Source organism: Sphingobacterium detergens (assembly GCF_003610355.1).
GTDB lineage: Bacteria > Bacteroidota > Bacteroidia > Sphingobacteriales > Sphingobacteriaceae > Sphingobacterium > Sphingobacterium detergens.
This window is the reverse complement of the sequence record NZ_RAPY01000003.1, coordinates 644,319-666,364: the sequence shown is the minus strand read 5'-3', so window position 1 is coordinate 666,364 and position 22,046 is coordinate 644,319. Positions and strand designations below refer to the sequence as shown.

General features: G+C 40.1%; 20 protein-coding genes. 19 read left to right on the top strand and 1 reads right to left on the bottom strand.

Translation table 11 applies throughout. The features are described from left to right. Positions 1 to 172: 172 nt before the first annotated feature. From DFQ12_RS18360 to DFQ12_RS18275, 18 genes are all read left to right on the top strand, one after another. Complete coding sequence (locus DFQ12_RS18360; protein WP_167457305.1) at positions 173 to 1,099, top strand: PstS family phosphate ABC transporter substrate-binding protein; 927 nt, start codon at positions 173 to 175, stop codon at positions 1,097 to 1,099. Positions 1,100 to 1,124: 25 nt separating this feature from the next. Beyond that, positions 1,125 to 2,933, top strand: a complete 1,809-nt coding sequence (locus DFQ12_RS18355; protein ID WP_120260481.1) for a tetratricopeptide repeat protein — start codon at positions 1,125 to 1,127, stop codon at positions 2,931 to 2,933. Positions 2,934 to 3,052: 119 nt separating this feature from the next. Continuing rightward, positions 3,053 to 3,427 carry an NADH-quinone oxidoreductase subunit A gene (locus DFQ12_RS18350; RefSeq protein WP_120260480.1) on the top strand — a complete coding sequence of 125 codons (375 nt, stop codon included), beginning with the start codon at positions 3,053 to 3,055 and terminating at the stop codon, positions 3,425 to 3,427. A 61-nt stretch (positions 3,428 to 3,488) separates the two neighbouring features. Further along, positions 3,489 to 4,040, top strand: coding sequence for an NADH-quinone oxidoreductase subunit B (locus DFQ12_RS18345; RefSeq protein ID WP_120260479.1), 552 nt, complete (start codon positions 3,489 to 3,491; stop codon positions 4,038 to 4,040). A gap of 3 nt (positions 4,041 to 4,043) precedes the next feature. After that, positions 4,044 to 4,538, top strand: coding sequence for an NADH-quinone oxidoreductase subunit C (locus DFQ12_RS18340; protein ID WP_120260478.1), 495 nt, complete (start codon positions 4,044 to 4,046; stop codon positions 4,536 to 4,538). 10 nt (positions 4,539 to 4,548) lie between these two features. Beyond that, positions 4,549 to 5,784, top strand: a complete 1,236-nt coding sequence (locus DFQ12_RS18335; protein ID WP_208642583.1) for an NADH-quinone oxidoreductase subunit D — start codon at positions 4,549 to 4,551, stop codon at positions 5,782 to 5,784. Beyond that, positions 5,777 to 6,298, top strand: coding sequence for an NADH-quinone oxidoreductase subunit NuoE family protein (locus DFQ12_RS18330; protein ID WP_120260477.1), 522 nt, complete (start codon positions 5,777 to 5,779; stop codon positions 6,296 to 6,298). The genes DFQ12_RS18335 and DFQ12_RS18330 overlap by 8 nt, the downstream gene beginning before the upstream one ends. 1 nt (position 6,299) lies before the next feature. Further along, on the top strand, positions 6,300 to 7,655 hold the full coding sequence (gene nuoF / locus DFQ12_RS18325) for an NADH-quinone oxidoreductase subunit NuoF (RefSeq protein WP_120260476.1): 1,356 nt from the start codon (positions 6,300 to 6,302) through the stop codon (positions 7,653 to 7,655). A 30-nt stretch (positions 7,656 to 7,685) separates the two neighbouring features. After that, entirely contained in the window at positions 7,686 to 8,705 is a 1,020-nt protein-coding gene (locus DFQ12_RS18320) for an NADH-quinone oxidoreductase subunit G (protein ID WP_120260475.1), read from the top strand. A 9-nt stretch (positions 8,706 to 8,714) separates the two neighbouring features. Further along, complete coding sequence (nuoH, locus tag DFQ12_RS18315) at positions 8,715 to 9,758, top strand: NADH-quinone oxidoreductase subunit NuoH (RefSeq protein WP_077437309.1); 1,044 nt, start codon at positions 8,715 to 8,717, stop codon at positions 9,756 to 9,758. 12 nt (positions 9,759 to 9,770) lie between these two features. Beyond that, positions 9,771 to 10,280 (top strand): NuoI/complex I 23 kDa subunit family protein, encoded by a 510-nt coding sequence (locus tag DFQ12_RS18310; RefSeq protein ID WP_120260474.1) that lies wholly within the window; start codon positions 9,771 to 9,773, stop codon positions 10,278 to 10,280. An 11-nt stretch (positions 10,281 to 10,291) separates the two neighbouring features. Further along, positions 10,292 to 10,789, top strand: a complete 498-nt coding sequence (locus tag DFQ12_RS18305; RefSeq protein ID WP_120260473.1) for an NADH-quinone oxidoreductase subunit J family protein — start codon at positions 10,292 to 10,294, stop codon at positions 10,787 to 10,789. Next, positions 10,789 to 11,118, top strand: a complete 330-nt coding sequence (gene nuoK / locus DFQ12_RS18300) for an NADH-quinone oxidoreductase subunit NuoK (protein ID WP_077437306.1) — start codon at positions 10,789 to 10,791, stop codon at positions 11,116 to 11,118. The genes DFQ12_RS18305 and nuoK overlap by 1 nt, the downstream gene beginning before the upstream one ends. Before the next feature lie 19 nt (positions 11,119 to 11,137). Next, on the top strand, positions 11,138 to 13,060 hold the full coding sequence (nuoL, locus tag DFQ12_RS18295) for an NADH-quinone oxidoreductase subunit L (protein WP_120260472.1): 1,923 nt from the start codon (positions 11,138 to 11,140) through the stop codon (positions 13,058 to 13,060). 15 nt (positions 13,061 to 13,075) lie between these two features. Further along, positions 13,076 to 14,518 (top strand): complex I subunit 4 family protein, encoded by a 1,443-nt coding sequence (locus DFQ12_RS18290; RefSeq protein WP_120260471.1) that lies wholly within the window; start codon positions 13,076 to 13,078, stop codon positions 14,516 to 14,518. 18 nt (positions 14,519 to 14,536) lie between these two features. Further along, positions 14,537 to 15,913, top strand: coding sequence for an NADH-quinone oxidoreductase subunit N (locus DFQ12_RS18285; RefSeq protein WP_120260470.1), 1,377 nt, complete (start codon positions 14,537 to 14,539; stop codon positions 15,911 to 15,913). A gap of 174 nt (positions 15,914 to 16,087) precedes the next feature. Beyond that, positions 16,088 to 18,580, top strand: coding sequence for a DUF5686 family protein (locus DFQ12_RS18280; protein ID WP_167457304.1), 2,493 nt, complete (start codon positions 16,088 to 16,090; stop codon positions 18,578 to 18,580). A gap of 4 nt (positions 18,581 to 18,584) precedes the next feature. After that, a complete protein-coding gene (locus DFQ12_RS18275) occupies positions 18,585 to 19,367 on the top strand; it encodes an enoyl-CoA hydratase/isomerase family protein (protein WP_208642582.1) in 783 nt (260 codons plus the stop codon). 223 nt (positions 19,368 to 19,590) lie between these two features. On the opposite strand, the gene DFQ12_RS18270 is transcribed toward DFQ12_RS18275, so the two are convergent. Beyond that, on the bottom strand, positions 19,591 to 20,484 hold the full coding sequence (locus DFQ12_RS18270; protein ID WP_120260468.1) for an AraC family transcriptional regulator: 894 nt from the start codon (positions 20,482 to 20,484) through the stop codon (positions 19,591 to 19,593). A 126-nt stretch (positions 20,485 to 20,610) separates the two neighbouring features. Between DFQ12_RS18270 and DFQ12_RS18265 the strand changes: the two genes are divergently transcribed. Next, positions 20,611 to 21,999 (top strand): sugar porter family MFS transporter, encoded by a 1,389-nt coding sequence (locus tag DFQ12_RS18265; protein ID WP_120260467.1) that lies wholly within the window; start codon positions 20,611 to 20,613, stop codon positions 21,997 to 21,999. Positions 22,000 to 22,046 lie beyond the last annotated feature (47 nt).

The following is a 22,046-nucleotide window of genomic DNA, read 5'->3' as shown; positions in this document are numbered from 1 at the left end:
CTTACAAAACAGTCTTCGGTGTCGTGCTGATCCTTTATTCTTTTATGCGGTTTGTCCGACTTTGGCAAAACAATTTTAATTAGCTGCTAGCGGTCTTTTTAAATTTCATTAAACTCTCTTCAAAAATTAAACTATTCTTTTATTTTAATTGTCTTATTATATGATGTATCGTATGAGAAAATATAGTGTAATTCTTGTGATGTTTAGCCTTTGTGTTGGACTGTTGCTGTCCTGCAAAGATCGAGCAAAAAGTAATAAAGGGAGCGAGGATATTCTAACCGGTAAATTACCCGTGTTGGTTGATCAGACATTACTGCCGATCATTAAGGAATCTGCTGATGTGTTTGAAAGTTCCTATCCGAATTCCAGTCTTGAAATTATGGCGAGACCAGAGATCAAAGCTGTTAATGCTTTATTGTCAGACTCAGCCTATGTGATTGTATTAACTAGGAAATTAAATAGCCAAGAAGAGGACTATTTTAAGAAGCGGGGGATTCAGCCTAAAATATTCCAGATGGCTTCCGATGCCGTAGTATTAATTAATAATCGTAACAGTACTGATACTATAATGTCCCAAAATAACGTTAAGTCTTTGTTGGAGGGTAACTTAAGTGGTCAACGTTTAATTTTTGACAATGCTAATTCAAGTACCTTACGCTTTTTAAAGGACTATTTCAAAATAGATAAAATTGATCCGAAGGCTGTTTCAGCAATGAGAGATAGTGAGGATGTGATGAAGTATATTAGTGAAAATGCTAATGCAGTGGGAGTTATCGGTTATAATTGGTACTTGAAAGCGGTTGAAAAAAATTCGCAATTATTGGATAAAATTCGTACATTGAGCATCGAAAATGTTAGTGCGGGGGCAGACAAGGCACATTTTTATAAGCCATCACAGTCAACCATAGCCGACGGAGTGTATCCGTTCATCAGACCGGTTTACATCATGAATTACCAACCGAACATGGGACTAGGCTTGGGCTTTAGTGCTTTTTTGACAGGAGATCGCGGGCAACGGATCGTATTAAAAGCAGGGTTAGTCCCTGTGACCATGCCGGGACGCGAAATCATTATTAGAGATGAGAGTTATATTAAATAGATAATAAATAGTACAAAAATAGATTATGACAAACAGTAAATTATTATTTAGTCTTTTATTGGCTGGATCTGTGGGCACAGTAAGTGCGCAAAGTTTGAAAGATGCTAGAGCAGCTATCGAGGCTGAAAACTATGGTAAAGCGAAAACTATTCTTCAACAATTAGTGACTAAGCAACCTAAGAATGGAGATAATTATTTCTATTTGGGTCAAGTTTATTTGGTAAACGACAGAGCGGACTCTGCCGCTGCGATTTTCAACCAAGGTTTGACTGCTGATCCAAAAGCCACTATCAACAATGTAGGTTTGGGTTATGTTGACTTATTGAAAAAAGATAAAGCTGGCGCTGAATCCAAGTTTGCTTTGGCAACAGCAAAATTAGGTAAAAAAGATTACGAGCCATTATTGGAAATCGGTCGTGCATATATTGAAACACCGGAGCCAGATTATGCGAAAGCTTTAGAATATTTGACACAAGCGAAAGCGAAAAATACAAAAGATATTGCGATTCCTTTAGCTTTGGGTGATGCGTATCGTGGCTTGAGAGAAGGTTCATTGGCGTATACCAGCTATGGTGATGCGATGGATATTGATCAAAACTCGGTTAAAGCAAAAGTTGGCCAGGCAATTATCGTTCGTGGAGCACAAGCTTACGACGAAGCTGTAACACAATTGGAAGCTATTGCAGCCGAAACTCCCGCTTACGCGCCGACCTACCGTGAGTTAGCTGAAACATACTACCAATGGTCAAGAATGCCCGGAACTACGGATGAGAAATACCTTGAGTTAAACAAAAAAGGTGTTGCTCAATATAAGAAATATTTGGAGGCTGCTGGTGATAATACATTGGAAGCAAAAATCCGTTATGCCGATTTCTTGGTTTACTCACGTCAATATGATGAGCTAAAGACTGTTTCAGAGGAATTAGCAAAGAATCCATCAGTTGATCCTAAGATCTATCGTTATTTGGGATATATCGCTTTCCAAAAAACGAAGGATTATTCGAAAGCATTGGAGTATTTGAATCAAATGTTCAGCAAGATGGAGAAAGACCGTGTGATTCCTTTGGATTATATGTATTTGGGTATGGCTCAGATTGCTGCTAATAGTCCGAAACCTGCAGCCCCAGCGGCTGGTGCGGATAGCACTGCGACGGTTGCTGCTCCTGTTTTGACTCCTGAAAATACGGCTAATATCCAAAAAGGAATTGCAGATATCAAAAAAGCAATTGATGGTGATAAGGAGTTATTGGGTGAGGTTGCTGAATTGGCATTTGCGAAATACCAAGAGCAAGAACTACAAACTGCAGCTTCTCTATTTGAGTTAGTTGGTCAATATAAAGACAATCCAACTTACTTATACGATGCTAACTACTATGCTGGTGAGGCTTATTTCCAAATAGGATCTAAAGAGGAAGCGGCTAGTAAAAATGATGAAGGCGCAATTGTTGATCAAGCACAAAAAGATAAAGCAATTGCAACATTGAATAAGGCGATTGGGTTCTTAACAGTTATTGAGACAACTGATAATAAAGAAGCGCAAGATAAATATTTGATCAATGCCCTTTATTATAAAGCTTTCTCCGCATTAACTGCTGATAATTTGGAAAGTCCAAAAGGTGATTTCGTACCGATGTTCCAAAAATTGATTGATACGATCAACCAACGTGGTACACAAGAAAAAAACAAAAGCTATTTAGTTGATGCGTATACCTATATTGGTCTTTTCCATTATATGAAGCAAGATATGCCAAAAGCGAAGCAAAATTTGCAGAAAGTATTGGAAATCGATCCGACGAATGAAGGAGCGAAAGCATATTTGGATGCTATCAAATAAGCTTAAGTAAAATGATTCTAAATTAGGCGCAGATCGTACGATCTGCGCCTTTTTTGTTTTGATTTTAGTCTTGGAATCTCTATATTTAAAGACAGTTACCAATATAAATTTTGATTCAGATGGAGCACGCCAATAGTATGCCGATAGACTACTTACCTATATTCATACAGCTTATCGTAGCGGTAGGATTCGGAGTAGGTACCATAATTATTACACACCTTATCGGACCGAAAGTCAGAACGGAAAATAAACTCGGAGCATTTGAATCCGGTATTGAAGTCATAGGGAACGCTAGGCAGCCTTTTTCAATTAAATATTTTCTGGTAGCAATCTTGTTTGTCATTTTTGATGTTGAGGTTATTTTCATGTATCCATGGGCTGTCAACTTCAGGGAAATGGGCTTTCAAGGCTTGATCGAGATGTTTATTTTCATGGGAATGCTCTTGTTGGGCTTTATCTATGTCATTAAGAAAAAAGCATTAAACTGGGACTAAATTGTCCTGTAACATTGGCTGTAATGGCCGATTGTACTTAAACCTTATAAATCGTCTTTTCATGAGTGATATAAAATTGGCAGAAGCTCCTCCGGGAGTAGAAGGCGCAGGTTTCTTTGCGACAAGCTTGGATAAAGCGATCGGGTTGGCGCGTGCAAATTCATTGTGGCCCTTGCCTTTTGCGACATCCTGTTGTGGTATTGAATTTATGGCTACGATGGGTTCTACCTACGATTTGGCCCGATTCGGTGCTGAACGACCAAGCTTTTCTCCGCGGCAGGCGGATATGTTGTTGGTTATGGGAACTATTGCAAAGAAGATGGCTCCTGTCTTAAAGCAGGTCTATGTGCAAATGGCAGAACCGCGTTGGGTAATCGCTGTGGGGGCCTGTGCTTCCAGTGGTGGCATCTTTGATACCTATTCTGTATTGCAAGGGATAGATGAGGTGATTCCCGTGGACGTCTATGTGCCCGGCTGCCCTCCGCGTCCGGAAGCAATTCTGGATGGTGTATTGCGCTTGCAGGATATTGTCAAAAATGAATCGCTAAATCGGCGAAACACACCAGAATATAAGGCACTATTAGAAAAATACGGTATACATACTAATAAATAGAGGATGGAGAACAGTTTTTTATTGGAGAAACTCCAGGGAAATTTTCCTGCAAAGATTGTAGAAATTCCAGATGCACATGATTTACTAACGATCCTTGTAGATGCGGATGATGTAATCGATGTGCTGCGTTTTCTAAAGACAGATAGGGAATTGCAGTTTATTCATTTAACTGATATTACTGCTGTGCACTATCCTCATCTGGAGAAAGAATTTGCTGTTGTATATCATATTCATAGTTTGATTCACAATATCCGTATACGCGTAAAAGTGTTTTTGTATGGTCCAAACCCCGAGATTCCGACAGCAACAGTTGTTTGGAAGGGCGCAAATTGGATGGAACGCGAAACATTTGATTTTTTTGGAGTGAACTTTATAGGTCATCCAGATTTAAGAAGAATTCTAAACGTTGACGATATGGACGTATTTCCAATGCGAAAAGAATATCCTTTGGAGGATCCAAACCGAGTAGATAAAAAAGATTTGTATTTCGGCCGTTAATTTATATGATATGAGCGAGTTTATAAGCAAGATAACACCTAATCAGCCCGTTTTCGATGATAACGATCCACAGGATGAGCTAATCACCCTGAATATTGGCCCGACTCACCCAGCTACACATGGTGTATTCCAGAATGTAGTGCAGATAGATGGGGAGCGTATCGTAAGTGGTGTTTCCACTATTGGCTATATTCATCGTGCTTTTGAGAAAATTGCTGAACATAGGCCTTTTTATCAGATCACTCCGTTGACGGATCGCTTAAATTATTGTTCGGCACCTATCAATAATATGGGCTGGCATATGACAGTTGAAAAGCTGTTAAAAATCGAAATCCCGAAGCGTGTACAATATATGCGTGTTATTGTGATGGAGCTTGCGCGTATAGCTGATCATATCATTTGTAATGGAATTTTGGGTGTTGATACTGGAGCCTTTTCCGGATTCTTGTATGTCATGCAGGAACGCGAATTTATCTATGAGATCTTCGAAGAAATCTGTGGTGCACGTCTGACAACAAATATTGGACGTATCGGTGGGTTTGAGCGCGACTTTAATGCAGTTGCATTTGAGAAAATTCGCGAATTTCTAAAACGCTATCCGCCTGTACTGAAAGAATTTGAGGAGATGTTTGTGCGAAACAGAATCTTTATTGAACGAACATCGGGTGTTGCTGCCGTTACTCCAGAGGAGGCATTGGATTATAGTTGGTCTGGGCCTATTCTAAGAGCAACAGGTGTAGACTATGATGTCCGGGTACAAAATCCTTACTGTTCGTATGAAGAGTTTGATTTTGATGTGCCTGTTGGAGCAACGGGAGATGTATATGACCGATTTATGGTCAGAAATGAGGAAATGTGGCAATCACTTCGCATCATTGAACAAGCCCTGGAAAAAATCGAGAAAGAACCTAAAGGGGTGTTTCATGCGGAAGTGCCCGATTTTTATCTGCCCCCAAAAGAGCAGGTTTATACCAATATGGAAGCGCTGATCTATCACTTTAAAATCGTGATGGGTGAAGTAGATACACCTAAAGCTGAGGTCTATCATGCGGTAGAGGGAGCAAATGGTGAATTGGGATTTTATATGATTCATGATGGTGGCCGCTCGCCTTACCGTCTTCATTTTAGACGACCTTCTTTTGTCAATTATCAGATGTTTGCACCGATGAGCGCGGGAATGCTGATATCAGATGCGATTTTAAATATGAGTAGTCTTAACGTTATAGCAGGAGAATTAGATGCTTAGTGTAAAACAACATAATGAAAATGTAACGTTTTCGCAGGAACTATTGGCCAAGTTTGGAGAAATAGTGAGCCGTTATCCGGAAGGGAAGCAAAAATCAGGTCTATTGCCCATTTTGCATTTAGTCCAAGCAGAATTTGGTTGGGTCAGTGCCGATGCAATGGATCAGGTAGCAGTTTATCTCCATATTTTACCAATAGAGGTCTATGAGGTTGCAACTTTCTATACCATGTTTTTGTTGGAGCCTAAAGGTAAGTATGTTCTGGAAATCTGTCGTACTGGTCCTTGTTGCTTAGTGGGTGCAGAACGAATTATGGGACATTTGGAGCAGAAACTGGGGGTAAAAGAGGGACAGGTAACAGCAGATGGGCTTTTCTCCTGGCGTGGTGTTGAATGTCTGGCTGCCTGCGGTTTTGGTCCGGTTCTACAAATTGGCCCAGAGTATACATTCTATGAGAATTTGAATGAAGATAAGGTGGATGAATTGATTGATAATTTAAAAGCTAAAACGGAATAATATGGCACGTAAACTTTTGTTGACACATATCGATGTTCCTGGCATCAATACCTTTGAGGTTTATCGTCAAAAAGGGGGATATGCTGCTGTTGAAAAGGTAATAAAAACGATGTCTCCTGAGGATGTGGTCGAGGAAGTGAAAAAATCTGGATTACGTGGAAGAGGTGGAGCAGGGTTCCCTACGGGAATGAAATGGTCTTTTTTGGCCAAACCGGAAGGGGTACCACGTTATTTAGTTTGTAATGCTGATGAGTCTGAACCAGGGACATTTAAGGATCGCTATTTAATGACTTATATCCCACACGCGTTGATTGAAGGGATGATTGTTGCCAGTTTTGCTTTAGGCGCACATACTTCATACATCTATGTGAGGGGGGAAATGATGCCACAGATCAGAATCTTGGAACGTGCTATTGCTGAAGCAAAGGAGAAGGGATTTTTAGGTAAAAATATATTGGGTTCAGGCTATGATCTGGAGATTTATGTCCAACCGGGTGGTGGTGCCTATATCTGTGGGGAAGAAACAGCTTTGTTGGAATCTTTGGAAGGAAAGCGCGGGAACCCGCGTATTAAACCACCGTTCCCTGCTATAGCAGGATTATATAACTGTCCCACAGTAGTAAATAATGTGGAGTCCATTGCAGCAACCGTCCCTATTATTAACTTGGGCGGAGAAGAATACGCAAAGATCGGTGTCGAGCGTAGTACAGGGACTAAATTGATTTCAGCCAGCGGTAATATCGTTAAACCTGGGGTATATGAAATCGAACTTGGTCTACCGGTCGAAGAATTTATCTATTCGGATGAATACTGTGGCGGTATAGCTAACGGAAAACGGATGAAAGCTGTTGTGGCCGGAGGTTCTTCGGTACCGATTCTTCCTGCAAACCTTATTTTGAAAACAGCTGCCGGAAACAGTCGCTTGATGACTTATGAGTCATTATCTGATGGGGGTTTTCAAACGGGAACCATGCTTGGCTCGGGTGGTTTTATCGTATTTGATGAGGATCAATGTGTGGTTCGTAACACTTGGAATTTTGCTCGGTTCTATCATCATGAAAGTTGCGGACAATGTTCGCCATGTCGTGAGGGAACAGGATGGATGGAAAAAGTGTTACATAAAATTGAAAGTGGACATGGATCGATGTCCGATATTGACTTGCTTTGGGATGTACAGCGCAAGATTGAGGGCAATACCATATGTCCATTGGGTGATGCTGCTGCTTGGCCAGTAGCTGCGGCTATCAGACACTTTAGGGATGAATTTGAATGGCATATATTACATCCTGAAGAGTCACAAACAAGAAATTATGGATTGGCGCATTACGCTGATCCATTGCAACCAATTGTATCATAATAAAAGCTGTAACGATAAATTATAAATATCATGGCAGAAGCGGAAGATGTAAAGTTTAAGGTCACAATCGACGGTATACCTGTAGAGGTCGCACCGGGGACAACCATATTGAATGCAGCAAGGCAAATTGGTGGCGACATCGTTCCGCCAGCAATGTGCTATTACTCAAAATTGGAAGGGAGTGGCGGAAAGTGTCGTACTTGTTTAGTTAAGGTTTCGAAAGGGTCTGAGAAGGATCCTCGACCAATGCCAAAATTAGTGGCATCCTGCCGGACTACTGTTATGGATGGCATGGAGGTACAAAATATCACTTCACCAGAAGTAGTAGACGCTAGAAAGGGTGTTGTTGAGATCCTTTTGATCAACCATCCACTGGATTGTCCGATATGCGACCAAGCTGGTGAGTGTAAATTACAAGATCTAGGGTATGAACATGGCAGCGCCGATACACGATATGAATTTGATCGAAGAACGTTTGAACAAATTGATCTAGGTGACAAAATCCAATTGCACATGAATCGCTGTATCCTATGCTATCGTTGTGTTTATGTGGCTAACCAATTGACAGATCAACGCGTGCATGGTATTTTGGGCCGTGGGGATCACTCTGAAATATCTACTTATATCGAAAATATCATTGACAATGATTTTTCGGGAAATGTTATTGATGTATGTCCGGTTGGAGCACTTACTGATAAAACATTCCGTTTCAAAAACCGGGTCTGGTTTACAAAGCCGGTAGATGCGCACCGTGATTGTCCGACATGTTCCGGTAAAGTGACTTTATGGTATAAAGGAGAGGAGGTTATCCGTGTAACTGCTCGGAAAGATGAATTTGGTGAGGTAGAAGAATTTATCTGTAATACCTGTCGCTTTGATCAGAAAAAAACAAGTGATTGGATCTTGGATGAACCAACAGAAATTGATTCGCAATCTGTTATCTCGGCCAATCATTATGAACTATTTAACCCGCCAAAAGTCGTGAAGGAGAATCCTATACTTCAACAGCAGAATCGCGAACAGTTGGCTAGAACAGAAAAATTGAAATAAGCAGGAATCATGGAGTGGTCTTTTGTTATAGAAAAATTAATATTGGTGTCTGTGATCTTCGTGATTACCTTGGTGATTGCGATGTATTCAACGCTAGCAGAACGTAAAATAGCAGGTTTTATGCAGGATCGATATGGCCCAGATCGGGCTGGTATATTTGGTATCCTGCAACCGTTGTGTGATGGTGGAAAGTTCTTCTTTAAGGAAGAGATTATTCCCGCTGGCGCACATAAGGTCCTTTTTATCGTCGGACCGACCATCGCAATCATTACCGCCTGTATCAGTTCGGCGGTTATCCCTTGGGGACAGGAATTGCAAATTGGTGATCGTGTGGTCTCCCTGCAGGTGGCAGATGTCAATGTTGGTATATTGTACATGTTTGGTGTGATCGCTTTAGGGGTATATGGCATCATGTTGGGCGGATGGGCTTCCAATAATAAATTTTCTTTAATGGGCGCAATTCGCGCAGCATCACAAAGTATTAGCTATGAAATAGCTATGGGCCTTTCCATTATCGCGTTATTGATGGTGACACAAAGTCTCTCGCTCAAAGAAATTGTAGCACAACAATCTGGTTTCGTCAATTGGAATATCTGGGCACAGCCACTTGGATTTATTATTTTCATGGTTTGTGCATTTGCGGAGTGTAACCGTGTTCCTTTTGATTTACCAGAATGTGAGACTGAATTGGTTGGCGGTTATCATACAGAGTATTCTTCTATGAAATTAGGGCTCTATATGTTCTCTGAATACATTAATATGTTTGTGTCATCGGCTTTGATGGCGTCACTTTATTTCGGAGGGTATAACTTTCCTTTTATGAATGACCTGGGGCTGTCAGCAAATTGGATCACAATTATTGGTGTAATCGTATTCTTCCTTAAAATATTTGGATTTATCTTTTTCTTTATGTGGGTACGCTGGACTTTACCACGGTTCCGTTATGATCAATTGATGAATCTGGGCTGGAAGATGCTGATTCCGTTGGCTATTGCCAATATTGTACTTACAGGTGTATTTACATTGATAAAAGATACTTATTTCTCATCATAAGAAAGGATTTTTATGCAACTAAGCAATCGTAAGAAAGTAATCGAACAAAAACCAATGACCTTTTCGGAAAGAATCTATTTTCCGGCAATTATCAGGGGTTTACGGATTACATTGAGACATTTTTTCAAGAAAATCCCTACTGTTAAGTATCCTGAGGAAATAAGGCCTTACTCGAAGAATTTTAGAGGGCAACATTCGCTGAAGCGTGATGAGGAGGGACGAGAACGCTGTACTGCATGTGGTTTATGCGCATTGTCATGTCCCGCAGAAGCAATTACAATGACAGCTGCTGAACGTAAAAAAGGTGAAGAACACCTTTATCGCGAAGAAAAGTACGCATCAGTTTATGAAATTAATATGTTGCGTTGTATTTTCTGTGGTCTTTGTGAAGAAGCCTGTCCAAAAGAAGCTATTTATTTGGATGGCCCACATGTGACAGCGGATTACCTACGTAAGGATTTTATATATGGGAAGGATAAGCTGGTCGAGCCGACCTTTGATATTACCAAATTAAAGAGCTAATTCAAGAAATTATGACAGTATTTTATTTAGTAGCCTTCTTGTCTATTTTCTTTGCGCTGATGACCATCTTTACAAAGAACCCTGTACATAGTGTATTGTATCTGGTCATTACTTTTTTCACATTTACAGTGCATTACATTTTATTGAATGCCCAGTTTTTGGCTGTGGTCAATTTTATTGTCTATATGGGGGCGATCATGGTACTCTTTTTATTTGTACTCATGTTGCTCAATTTAAATAAGGATACCGAACCGATGAAATCCAATCTGGTCAAATTTATGGGAGTAATTGCCGGTTGTTGTCTTTTGGTAACCTTTTTTGGAGTATATCGTGTGTTTGAGATCTCCAACCCCTTGACTGTCGTTAATCCCGAAATTGGATTGGTGAAAAATCTGGGCAAGGTATTGTTTAACGAATTTTTGCTTCCTTTTGAGTTGTCCTCTCTATTATTATTGACGGCCATGATAGGAGCGATTTTATTAGCTAAGAAAGAACCTAAACAAATCTAATGGAAACAGTTGTTCAACAGTTGCAAGGCGTACCAATAAATCATTATTTGATTTTTTGCACTATTATTTTTGCTATTGGTGTAATCGGCGTATTGATCCGTCGTAATGTAATTATTATTATGATGTCCATCGAGTTGATGCTTAACGCTGTCAACCTGCTATTAGCAGCTTTTTCGGTGCAGCATGGCGATTCATCAGGACAGGTGTTTGTCTTCTTTATTATGGCACTTGCAGCCGCGGAAGTAGCCGTCGGTCTGGCTATTATTATTATGGTATATCGGAATACGAAGTCTGTGGATATCGATTCCTTAAATAAACTTCGTTGGTAGAACTTAAGAAATAAATACGATGAGTGAATTAATTTGGTTGATTCCCCTTTTGCCCTTGATCGGGTTTATAGTAAATGGATTGGGCAGAAATGCATTTTCCAAGGGTATGATTGGTGCTTTGGGCAGTGCCGTGGTTTTTATTTCTTTTATCTGCAGTTGTATCCTTTTTTCTGAAGTATATCAATCAAGACAGGCAGGACAAGCAGGAGTTATCGAACAACATCTATTTGACTGGATCTCAGTGGGACATCTCAAAATAAGTTTGTCCTTTTTGGTAGATCCATTGAGTGCGATTATGTTGTTGATTGTGACGGGTATCGGCTTTTTGATCCATATTTATTCTATGGGGTATATGCATCATGATAACGGATTCGGTAAGTTTTTCGCCTATTTGAATCTATTTATCTTCTTTATGCTTCTCCTGGTGTTAGGATCTAATTACCTTGTCATGTTTATTGGTTGGGAAGGTGTAGGACTCTGTTCTTACCTACTCATCGGATTTTGGTATAAAAACACTTCCTATGCAAATGCTGCGAAGAAGGCATTTGTGATGAATAGAATTGGTGATTTAGGATTCTTGTTAGCGGTATTTTTGATCCTGGGGACTTTTGGATCACTTGAATTTTCTACGGTATTTGCAGGGGCAAAGAATTTTGCTGTTGGTGACATCGCTGTGGTGAGTATCACCATATTGCTATTCATCGCAGCAACAGGTAAATCCGCACAAATTCCACTATTTACTTGGTTGCCAGATGCCATGGCTGGTCCTACACCTGTATCGGCCTTGATACACGCAGCGACTATGGTTACAGCGGGGATCTATATGATCGCGCGATCCAATGTATTGTTTGTACTCTCACCGATCACATTGCAGCTGATTTCCATTATAGCGATTTGTACTGCTTTGTTGGCTGCTGCAATTGCAATAACACAAAATGATATTAAGAAAGTACTGGCTTATTCTACAGTTTCACAATTAGGTTATATGTTTCTCGGTCTAGGCGTGGGAGCATTTACTGGTGCATTTTTTCACGTATTGACTCATGCATTCTTCAAAGCCTTATTATTTCTTGGTGCAGGATCAGTTATCCATGGTATGAGTGATGAGCAAGATATGCGAAAAATGGGTGGATTAAAGAAAGCAATGCCAATTACTTATATCACCATGCTAATTGGAACAATAGCAATTGCAGGTATCCCTCCATTTTCCGGATTTTTCTCTAAAGATGAAATATTGGCCAATGCATTTGCTGCCAACCCGCTCTTATGGGGCCTCGGATTTTTGGGAGCGTTAATGACAGCTTTCTATATGTTCAGAATGTTATTTATGACATTCTCTGGCTCATTTAGAGGCACAGACGAACAAAAGCATCACCTTCACGAATCACCAAAGAGTATGACAATCCCTTTAATGGTATTAGCGGTGCTTTCTGTTGTTGGTGGAGCAATCAATTTGCCTGCGGCGCTAGGTGGAAACCATTGGTTGGAGAATTTTCTTGCACCGGTATTTGCTGAGGGGAAAACATTGATTCCTGCGGCACATCATTTGGAGCATAGCACCGAATATATGTTAATGGCTGTTTCTGTAGTTGGTGTATTAATTATGGTGGCCCTTGCCTACAACGTCTATGTGAAGCGTCAGCAGATACCTGCTGGAGATGAAGCTCCACGGGGCTTTCTGGCAAATCTTTCCTACCACAAATTTTATGTGGATGAACTTTATGATGCAGTCGTTGTACGCCCGATCAACTGGCTATCGACTTTCTTTGGTCAGGTCGTGGATCAACGGGGTATTGATGGTATTGTTAATGGAGCTGGTAAAGCAACATTCGATACGGGAAAAGTACTTCGCTTGCTTCAAAATGGAAATGTTGGGTTTTATTTATTGATGATGGTAATTGGAGTGATTGCTATTTTCGTTTATGGATTTTTGAGTCTTTAATATTTAGTATAATCGATGGATAACCTTTTCTTACTTATTTTATTGCCGTTAATCAGTGCATTGATTTTAGCTTTATTAAAGACCAATGCCGCCAAGTCAATAGCATTGATTTTATCAATCGTATCGCTCGCATTGACTATCCCATTCCTTTGTCAATTTGATCCAAATGGCGGAATGCAATTCGAAAAAAATTGGGAGTGGATTTCTGCCTTGCATATTCATTTTCATCTTGGGGTAGACGGGATTAGCTTGCCGCTGATACTATTGACCAATGGATTGATGCCTTTCATTATTGCGACGACTTTTTCTAAAGACTATAAGGGCAATTTTTATGCATTGATGGCTTTTATGCAAGCTGGATTACTGCTTGTGTTTATGGCATTGGATGCTTTTACATTCTATGTTGGTTGGGAAATCGCTTTGATTCCAATTTATTTTATCTGCGCACTATGGGGCGAAGGTGACCGTATTCGGGTTAATCTAAAGTTTTTCATTTATACTTTTTTGGGAAGCCTTTTGATGTTGATTGGAATTCTTTATCTCTATCAACAGGTACCAAACCACGATTTTGAATGGACTTCTTTTATCGCTTTGGAGCTGGGAGATAACACACAACGTTGGTTATTCTGGGCATTTTTTATCGCCTTTGCGATTAAGATTCCCATCTTTCCGTTTCACACTTGGCAGCCGAATACATATACAAATGCCCCGGCGGCCGGAACTATGTTGTTAGCTGGTATTATGTTGAAAATGGGGGTATATGGTTTAATGCGTTGGTTATTGCCTGTGGTTCCTACGGGCGTAGCTTTGTATGGGCAATTTGCCATGATCTTATGTGTCATTGGAATTGTTTATGCCTCTATCATCGCCATTAAGCAGGACGACGCTAAGCGGTTGATCGCGTACTCCTCTATTGCGCACGTTGGATTGATCAGTGCAGGGGTCTTCACTTGGAATACAAATGGTCTAAGCGGTGCAACAATACAAATGTTAAATCACGGTATTTCGGTCATTGGACTCTTTTATGTACTGGATATCGTGCAGCAACGTACACAAACACGCAGTCTTTCAGAACTTGGCGGAATTGCGAGCAAGGCTCCGAAATTAGCGATCTTTTTTATGATTATCTGTATGGGAGCAGTTGGACTGCCCCTAACGAACGGTTTTATTGGTGAGTTTCTGTTATTGAAAGGTGTATTTCAATATGGATTTTGGTTTGCAGTTTTCGGCGGACTAACGCTGATATTAGGAGCTGTATATACGCTGCGCCTTTATCAGCAGACAATGTTGGGAGAAGCAACGGACAAGACGATGCAGTTTGAAGATGTAAAAGGGGGCGAACTCGTTGTATTGAGTTTGATCTCCTTCTTAATTCTTTATATCGGTATATTCCCGAATTTCCTATTGAATCTTTCTGCGGGTTCAGTGGAAGTCTTAAGCACATTTTTAGGCAGATAAATAGATATATCAATTTGTATGGGAGCTATAATTACACTTTCAATATTAGCATTAGTTGTTCTTTATCTTGGCTTGTTCAAAGCGAAAACCTTGCTTTTGCCGGTTTCCATCCTTGGATTCTTGGTAGCGATTGGTTTTCTATTGAACGATTGGACAGCTGACAAGGGACCTCTTTTCAGTGGGATGGTTCATTTCGATCATTACGCGATTGCTTTTTCGGTCTTATGTATCGTCGTTACTTTGTGCATATTTATTATTTCAAAAGGGTATTTTGATGAGGGGGGACAGGTTGCAGAGTATTATTCATTACTGATATTTTCGTTGACCGGGGCTGTTTTGGTAAATAGCTATCATAATTTCTCTATGCTCTTTTTGGGTATAGAAATCATGTCCGTGGCGCTTTATATTTTAGTCGGTATCCGTAAACGGGATAAAGCGTCAAATGAGGCTGCACTGAAATACTTTTTAATGGGCGCATTTTCGACCGGATTTTTATTGTTTGGTATTGCGTTATTATATGGAGCCACAGGCTCTTTCAATTTGGATGAGATAAAAGCCTATGTTGTGAATAATCCACATGCGATCTCACCCTTATTTTATGGTGGTATCCTATTGCTTATCGTTGGCCTGACATTCAAAGTTGGGGCAGCACCATTTCACTTTTGGACGCCAGATGTGTATGATGGGGCGCCTATTTTGATAACAAGTTATATGAGTACTGTGGTCAAAGTGGCTTCTTTTGCAGGTTTATTACGCTTATTTAGTTACAGTCTACTTCCTTTACAAGATTTTTGGGAGCCTGTATTCTTGATTATAGCGATTATCACATTGTTTATCGGAAATATTTCGGCTGTCATGCAATCTTCTTTCAAGCGTATGTTGGCTTATTCCAGTATCTCTCATGCGGGTTATATGTTGTTTGCAATTATCGCCGTCGGAGCGAGTTCAGCAAACAGTATCTTTGCTTATGGGCTGGCCTATTCACTCGCAACAATTGTAGCATTTACAGGGTTGATCCTTGTAAAGAAGACAACGGGATCCGAACATTTTGAGGCGTTCAATGGACTAGGAAAACGAAATCCAATGTTAGCATTTGCTATGACAGTGGCTATGCTTTCACTTGCAGGTATTCCTTTAACCGCCGGATTTATTGGTAAGTTTATGATGTTCTCTTCGGTTATGGAGGATTACCACATTGTATTGCTGATTTTGGCCGTGATTAATGCTGCTATCGCAGTTTACTATTATTTGAAAGTGGTGGTTGCAATGTACTTTAGAGATAGTGAAGAATCCTGTGTAAATGTGCAGTGGAATTATTCATTTGTTCTACTACTTGCAGTTGGATTGACAATTCTTATCGGAGTATATCCGGACTGTCTTTTAAAATTAATATAAAGTTTCTGTTAAAATACTTGTTGTTTAATAAAGCATAGCGATTTCGCTATGCTTTTTTTATATTTATTGATATAACTCTTGAATACAAATTGTATATTGTAAAAAAGAAATCCTATCAGTTTGCAGATGGTGTTTAAAGTGTGTGTTAAATATTTTTCAATAAGCTTTTTGAGTGTGTTGCTGTTCCTACTGATGGGAGGAACAGCAATTGCACAAGAATTTATCCGTGGGAAGGTTGTTGACGCACAGACAGGAAAGGGGATTAGTCGCGTCTCCATCAACTGGGTTGGGGAGGATGGCGGTGGTGTCAGCGATACGCTTGGTTATTTTAAGATTCTGGATAAAAAGCTATACAAGCAATTGGTATTTGGGGCTGTGGCTTATGAACGAAGGACAGTTGATGTTCGTCGTGGGCGTGATTCTTTGATGACTGTCCGGTTAACGGCGAAAGATAATACCTTGGATATAGTTGTTATTAATAGAAAAAATAAGAAGCCGAAAGATCCTGCGATTGCTTTAATAGAGCAGGTCATTGCCCATCGCTCACAAAATCATTATAGCCGTATCCCTGAAATTCGTTTTGACGAATATGAGAAGACGCAATTTGGGTTTGTGAACCCTGAAGATAAAGCCAAGAAATTTCCAAAGCCGTTTCGGTTTCTTTTTGAGAATATAGATTCAGCTGTATTTAGGGGGGTAACAATCGCACCATTCTATTTGGAGGAAAATTATGCGAATGTATATTCTTCATATGATCCTAACCGAAGCAAGAAGATCGTTATCAGCCATAATCAAACCGAACTAAATCCCCGTTTTTTTAATAACGACAATTGGCAGACCCGTTTTCAAACAATACTTCGAGATGTCGATCTCTATGACAATACCATACAGGTTACGAATAAGGGTATACTGAGTCCAATAGCCAGCGGCGCAACAGCCTTTTACAAATATCGTATACAGGATACCATTCAAATAGCTGGTAAAGACTATATCGAACTTCATTTTGAGGGTAAGTCTAAAATTGATTTATTGTTCTACGGTGTACTTTTGATATCAGATGATACACGTTATGCTGTTCATCAGGCAACACTGAATATTGGAAAGACTGCAAATATCAACTGGATCAATGATGTACAGATTGATCTGGGGTACAGCGAATTTAAAAATGGTAGTATGCTTCCGGTACATGCTGATTTAAAAATGTTGTTTGGAGGAAGTAAATCCGACGTTTTATATGGGCGGCGCGAAACGCGGTATCTGGGGCATCGGACAGATTCAATCTCAAATGAGAATTTTGTTGGTGTCCCTGTTGAAAAAAAATACCTGCTGCAGTCTGCAACAAAAGTCCCAATAGTTCAAGTCAGACCTACACCACTAAGCAAGGCAGAATTGGGAGCCTATCAGAAAGTTGACTCCGTTCAAAACATGCGTTCTTTCAATCAGTTAGTAGCATTAGGCTATCTATTGGCCAAGGGATATTATAATGCAGGGAAGGTTGAGTTCGGACCATTAGAGTATCTCTATAGTCGGAATAACTATGAAGGCAATCGTATTCGATTGAGTGGTCGGACAACGCGTTTATTTTCCGAGAAAGCATTTATAGAGGGTTATACCGCCTATGGAGATAAAGACAAGGAAATAAAGTATTATCTGAGTACGGCATTTACATTAAATGGAGAACGTATTGTTCAATTCCCCGCGAACTACCTGCGCTTTACCGTCCAGCACGATGTCATGGAGCCGGGGCGCAATTTAGGCTTCCTAAAAGGGGACGGATTTTTCAGGTCCTTTGGAAAGAACAGACCAAATAAGTGGCAATTCAATGATATCTATCGCCTTGATCATCTGATCGAATTTGGTAACCATGTTAGTATTGGAACTGCATTTACACATACCCGTAGACAGCCTAGGGGCGATTTATTTTATGTCAATAGTCTACCTAATCCAGACACTATCCGTCGCGTAAATACCAACGATCTACAAGTCATTTTGCGCTGGGCCCCAAATGAAGATTTTACTTATCATAATCTGGATCGTGGAACGGTAGAAAACAAATATCCAATTTTTACTCTTCAATATAACAAGGGTTTAAAAGGCTTTTGGGGGGCAGATTATAGTTATGATGCTTTGCGATTTAGTGTGTTCAAAAGATTATTTCTATCTCCGGCGGGTCAGGCCGATCTTCAGTTTTCAGGTGGAAGGATCTGGGGGAAACATTTGCCATATACCCTATTAGAGCTTCCCGAAGTCACTAGAGATAAATCTGGGCCTTTGGTAAATTTTGATTTGATGGCCACTTCGGAATTTGCATCAGATCAGTTTTTAAAATTGACCTATTATCACAATTGGAACGGTTTTTTCTTCAATAGAATCCCTTTGTTTAAAAGACTGAAATGGCGTGAAGTTACTGGCTTTAAGGCTTTCTATGGAAAATTAAGCGACGTGAATAATCCTTTTGTTACCCCTGAAAATATTCAGTTTGAGGCGGATAAAGATGGTATCATTCAAACTAAAGCGGTCCGCGATAGACCTTATGTTGAAGGTTTGGTAGGGGTGGATAATATATTTAAATTGCTTAGATTAGAGTATAAAAAAAGATTGAGCTACAAGGGTGGAGAAGGGGTTCCTTCAGATACCTTCACCGCATCCATACATTTTAATTTTTAGCTTTATGATCCAATATTCGAACTTAAAATATGAGGTTAAAGATAGCATTGGCTATATTATAATCGATCGCGAGTCTCAGATGAATGCCTTGAATCAGGAGACACTCGATGAATTACAGGAGATTTTTAAGCATTTTAATGCAGATAATCATGTGCGCGGTATTATTTTGACAGGAGCAGGCCGCAAAGCATTTGTTGCTGGAGCGGATATCAAGGAGTTTACCGACTTGTCCGTCGTTCAGGCACGTTGGTTGAGCGAGCGCGGCCATATCATATTTACAGATCTTATCGAGGCGGCTCCAAAACCTGTTATAGCCGCTATTAATGGTTATGCGTTAGGGGGCGGACTTGAGATGGCATTAGCCTGTCATATACGTATCGCTTCTGAAAATGCAAAAATGGGACTTCCGGAGGTTTCACTGGGATTAATACCGGGTTACGGAGGTACACAGCGCCTGCCCGCGTTAATAGGAAAGGGACGAGCGATGCAGATGATCCTGACCGGCGATATGATTGATGCGCAAAAAGCTTATGAAATGGGTATGGTTAACGAAGTGGTCCCGCAAGAAAAGCTAATCGCTAGAGCAGAAGAAATCCTAAAAAAAATATTTACACGGTCACGTATTGCGGTTGCCAATGCCATTGATGCTATCAATGCCGCCGGAGATAAAAAACGGGATGGTAGTAAGGTGGAGATGGATGCATTTGGTCATTTGTTCGGCACAGACGACTTCAAAGAAGGAGTTTCCGCTTTTCTCGAAAAAAGGACACCCAAATTTCCACTTTAAAAGTAGTTCTACCTGTGGGGTAAAGCGAGGTATCAGTGCTATAAATCGTTTTCTTTTACCTAAGGGTAGACTTTAGATAGGAAGCTATTTGAAATAGACCCATGCTAAATGGGGCTATAAGAAATTGTTGCATCTGTTTTACCTGAAATATGGTCTTTCGGAGAAAGTTGTTTTTTGTGAAGAGAGCAACCTCTAACGGGAGGCCTTATGAAATTTAATCGATCTATTTCTGATACTTTTTCCGGTAATCTTGGGGGGACATCTTCATCTCTTTGGTAAAAGCTTTGGAAAAATGAAATGGATCATAGAAATTCAATTTGAAAGCGATCTCTTTAATTTTCAGTAATGTAAATTGTAAATAGGAGCAGGCCCTTTGCATGCGTAATTGATTGTAGTATACCATGGGTGGATAGGATGTTTTCTGCTTGAAGAGATTAATTAAGTGGGATTTTGAATAATTAAAATGTGCTGAAATTTCATCTAAACTAATGTTGCTCTCCAGATTGTCCTTCATAAACATGATGATATCCTGAATGATATTATCATGTTTAATTCGATTGCTCTCTTCGTATTGCGCTGAATATTTGATAGATGCCAAAAAATATTGAAGGCAGAAGCTCGTGTATTCTAAATTTTCCGGACTATAGCCCATTTCCAAATTTTTGTAGATACTTTCGAACAGCTGAAAACGATCAGTATGTTTATTTGAGTCAGTATCATTGATATGAATGATCTGCCCGATTATGTTTTCAAAAAGGGAAGCCTCCGTGCCCTGAAAGTGAATCCAATAAATACTCCAGGGATCATTGGCTTTGGATCCATAGGAATGCGTTGTATTTTTTGGAATGATATAAAGGTCGTTCCTAGAGAGATTATATAGCATTTCATCCTGTTTGATCCAACCGCGCCCTTTCTCACAATAGATCAAAATATATTCTGTACAGCCTTCCTGTCGATCGCGGTAATGCTTTTTTGCTGTCGGATAGTAGCCGATATGCGTTATATGCAATTTTGAAGTGATATTATTCAGTGCTTGATAGTTGCACACGGAATAAGGAAGCACAATTGCCTTCTCTCCTTTGAATCCTTCTGCAATTACATCCGTATCTCGAATCATAAGTTAGGAAATTTGGTATATGCTGTAAAAATAATAATATTTTACATGTTTATCGTGCTCACTTACATGATTCTCATGCAGTATTCCTGTAATTTTACGTCAATAAATCTAAATATGTAAATTCTTATGCAAAAGACCGCGACGACGTATTTGCTGTTAATCACTTTTGTGGCCGCTATTGGTGGGTTTCTTTTTGGCTACGATTGGGTTGTCATTGGAGGGGCGAAGCCTTTCTACGAGGCATATTTTCATTTGGAATCTGACCCAGCACTTCAAGGTTGGGCGATGTCGTCAGCGATTGTAGGCAGCTTTATCGGCGTATTACTTTCAGGAGGCTTGGCAGATCGTTATGGAAGAAAGCCATTGATCTATACTGCCGCAATTCTATTTATTATTTCTGCGGTAGGGACGGGTATGGCTGCTGACCTTAACATCTTTATTATCTATCGGGTGCTCGGCGGAATCGGTATAGGTGTAGCTTCCAATTTGGCACCGATGTATATTGCTGAGATAGCACCTGCGGAGAGTCGTGGAAAATTTGTTTCAATCAACCAACTGACGATTGTATTGGGTATACTCGCTGCGCAGATTGTCAATTGGCTAATTGCAAAACCTGTGTTACCTGATGAGATTATCGCGACAACATGGAATGGACAGCAGGGCTGGCGGTGGATGTTTTGGGCAGGAGCGATTCCAGCAGTTATTTTTTTATTACTGCTTTTCCTGATCCCGGAAAGTCCCAGATGGCTATACAACAAAGGAAAACATGAAGAGGCCAGACGTATCTTTTTGCGGATGGGTGGTGATTATTATGCTAACGAAAACATGGCTACCATTGACACTGCCAATAAAAACCATAATAAACTAAAGAAAAGAAATCTATTTAGGGGGAAATTATTGCAGTTGTTGCTGCTCGGAAGTTTTATCGCAGTTTTTCAACAATGGTGTGGCATCAACGTGATCTTTAACTATGCGCAAGAGATTTTTACAGCTGCAGGATACACGGTTTCGGGGATGCTCTTCAATATTATTATAACCGGTGTGATCAATGTCATCTTTACCTTCGTAGGAATGTATATGGTCGATAGGGTTGGGCGTCGCGCATTAATGTTGTTTGGTGCTGCGGGACTTTTTGGTATTTATGCGGCTTTAGGTGCTTGCTACTATTTCAATTGCAGCGGTATCTTTGTACTTCTTCTGGTATTAGCTGGAATTGCGGTTTATGCGATGACATTAGCGCCGGTGACTTGGGTTATCATAGCTGAAATTTTCCCTACAGCAGTTAGAGCTCAAGCTATGGCTATAGCTACCTCGCTATTATGGATAGCATGTTTCGTACTTACCTATACCTTTCCGATATTGAACCAAAGCTTGGGAGCGGCGGGCACATTTTGGCTGTATGGAATAGTCTGCTTGATTGGCTATGTCTTTTTGTGGGGGCAATTGAAAGAGACCAAAGGCAAAAGCCTCGAGGAAATTGAACAGGAATGGTCTGATGAAGCCATAACACCCTGATTTTTGCATATGGGAATCCATTTTTATAATTAAATCAACTTACAGTA

Coding starts and splice junctions, on each gene's coding strand:
- DFQ12_RS18345 (WP_120260479.1), top strand. CDS start 3,489: ATGAGTGATATAAAATTGGCAGAAGCTCCTCCGGGAGTAGAAGGCGCA.
- DFQ12_RS18330 (WP_120260477.1), top strand. CDS start 5,777: ATGCTTAGTGTAAAACAACATAATGAAAATGTAACGTTTTCGCAGGAA.
- DFQ12_RS18275 (WP_208642582.1), top strand. CDS start 18,585: ATGATCCAATATTCGAACTTAAAATATGAGGTTAAAGATAGCATTGGC.
- DFQ12_RS18320 (WP_120260475.1), top strand. CDS start 7,686: ATGGCAGAAGCGGAAGATGTAAAGTTTAAGGTCACAATCGACGGTATA.
- DFQ12_RS18265 (WP_120260467.1), top strand. CDS start 20,611: ATGCAAAAGACCGCGACGACGTATTTGCTGTTAATCACTTTTGTGGCC.
- DFQ12_RS18355 (WP_120260481.1), top strand. CDS start 1,125: ATGACAAACAGTAAATTATTATTTAGTCTTTTATTGGCTGGATCTGTG.
- DFQ12_RS18290 (WP_120260471.1), top strand. CDS start 13,076: ATGGATAACCTTTTCTTACTTATTTTATTGCCGTTAATCAGTGCATTG.
- nuoH (WP_077437309.1), top strand. CDS start 8,715: ATGGAGTGGTCTTTTGTTATAGAAAAATTAATATTGGTGTCTGTGATC.
- nuoL (WP_120260472.1), top strand. CDS start 11,138: ATGAGTGAATTAATTTGGTTGATTCCCCTTTTGCCCTTGATCGGGTTT.
- DFQ12_RS18270 (WP_120260468.1), bottom strand. CDS start 20,484: ATGATTCGAGATACGGATGTAATTGCAGAAGGATTCAAAGGAGAGAAG.
- DFQ12_RS18305 (WP_120260473.1), top strand. CDS start 10,292: ATGACAGTATTTTATTTAGTAGCCTTCTTGTCTATTTTCTTTGCGCTG.
- DFQ12_RS18285 (WP_120260470.1), top strand. CDS start 14,537: ATGGGAGCTATAATTACACTTTCAATATTAGCATTAGTTGTTCTTTAT.
- nuoK (WP_077437306.1), top strand. CDS start 10,789: ATGGAAACAGTTGTTCAACAGTTGCAAGGCGTACCAATAAATCATTAT.
- DFQ12_RS18350 (WP_120260480.1), top strand. CDS start 3,053: ATGGAGCACGCCAATAGTATGCCGATAGACTACTTACCTATATTCATA.
- DFQ12_RS18360 (WP_167457305.1), top strand. CDS start 173: ATGAGAAAATATAGTGTAATTCTTGTGATGTTTAGCCTTTGTGTTGGA.
- DFQ12_RS18310 (WP_120260474.1), top strand. CDS start 9,771: ATGCAACTAAGCAATCGTAAGAAAGTAATCGAACAAAAACCAATGACC.
- DFQ12_RS18335 (WP_208642583.1), top strand. CDS start 4,549: ATGAGCGAGTTTATAAGCAAGATAACACCTAATCAGCCCGTTTTCGAT.
- DFQ12_RS18340 (WP_120260478.1), top strand. CDS start 4,044: ATGGAGAACAGTTTTTTATTGGAGAAACTCCAGGGAAATTTTCCTGCA.
- nuoF (WP_120260476.1), top strand. CDS start 6,300: ATGGCACGTAAACTTTTGTTGACACATATCGATGTTCCTGGCATCAAT.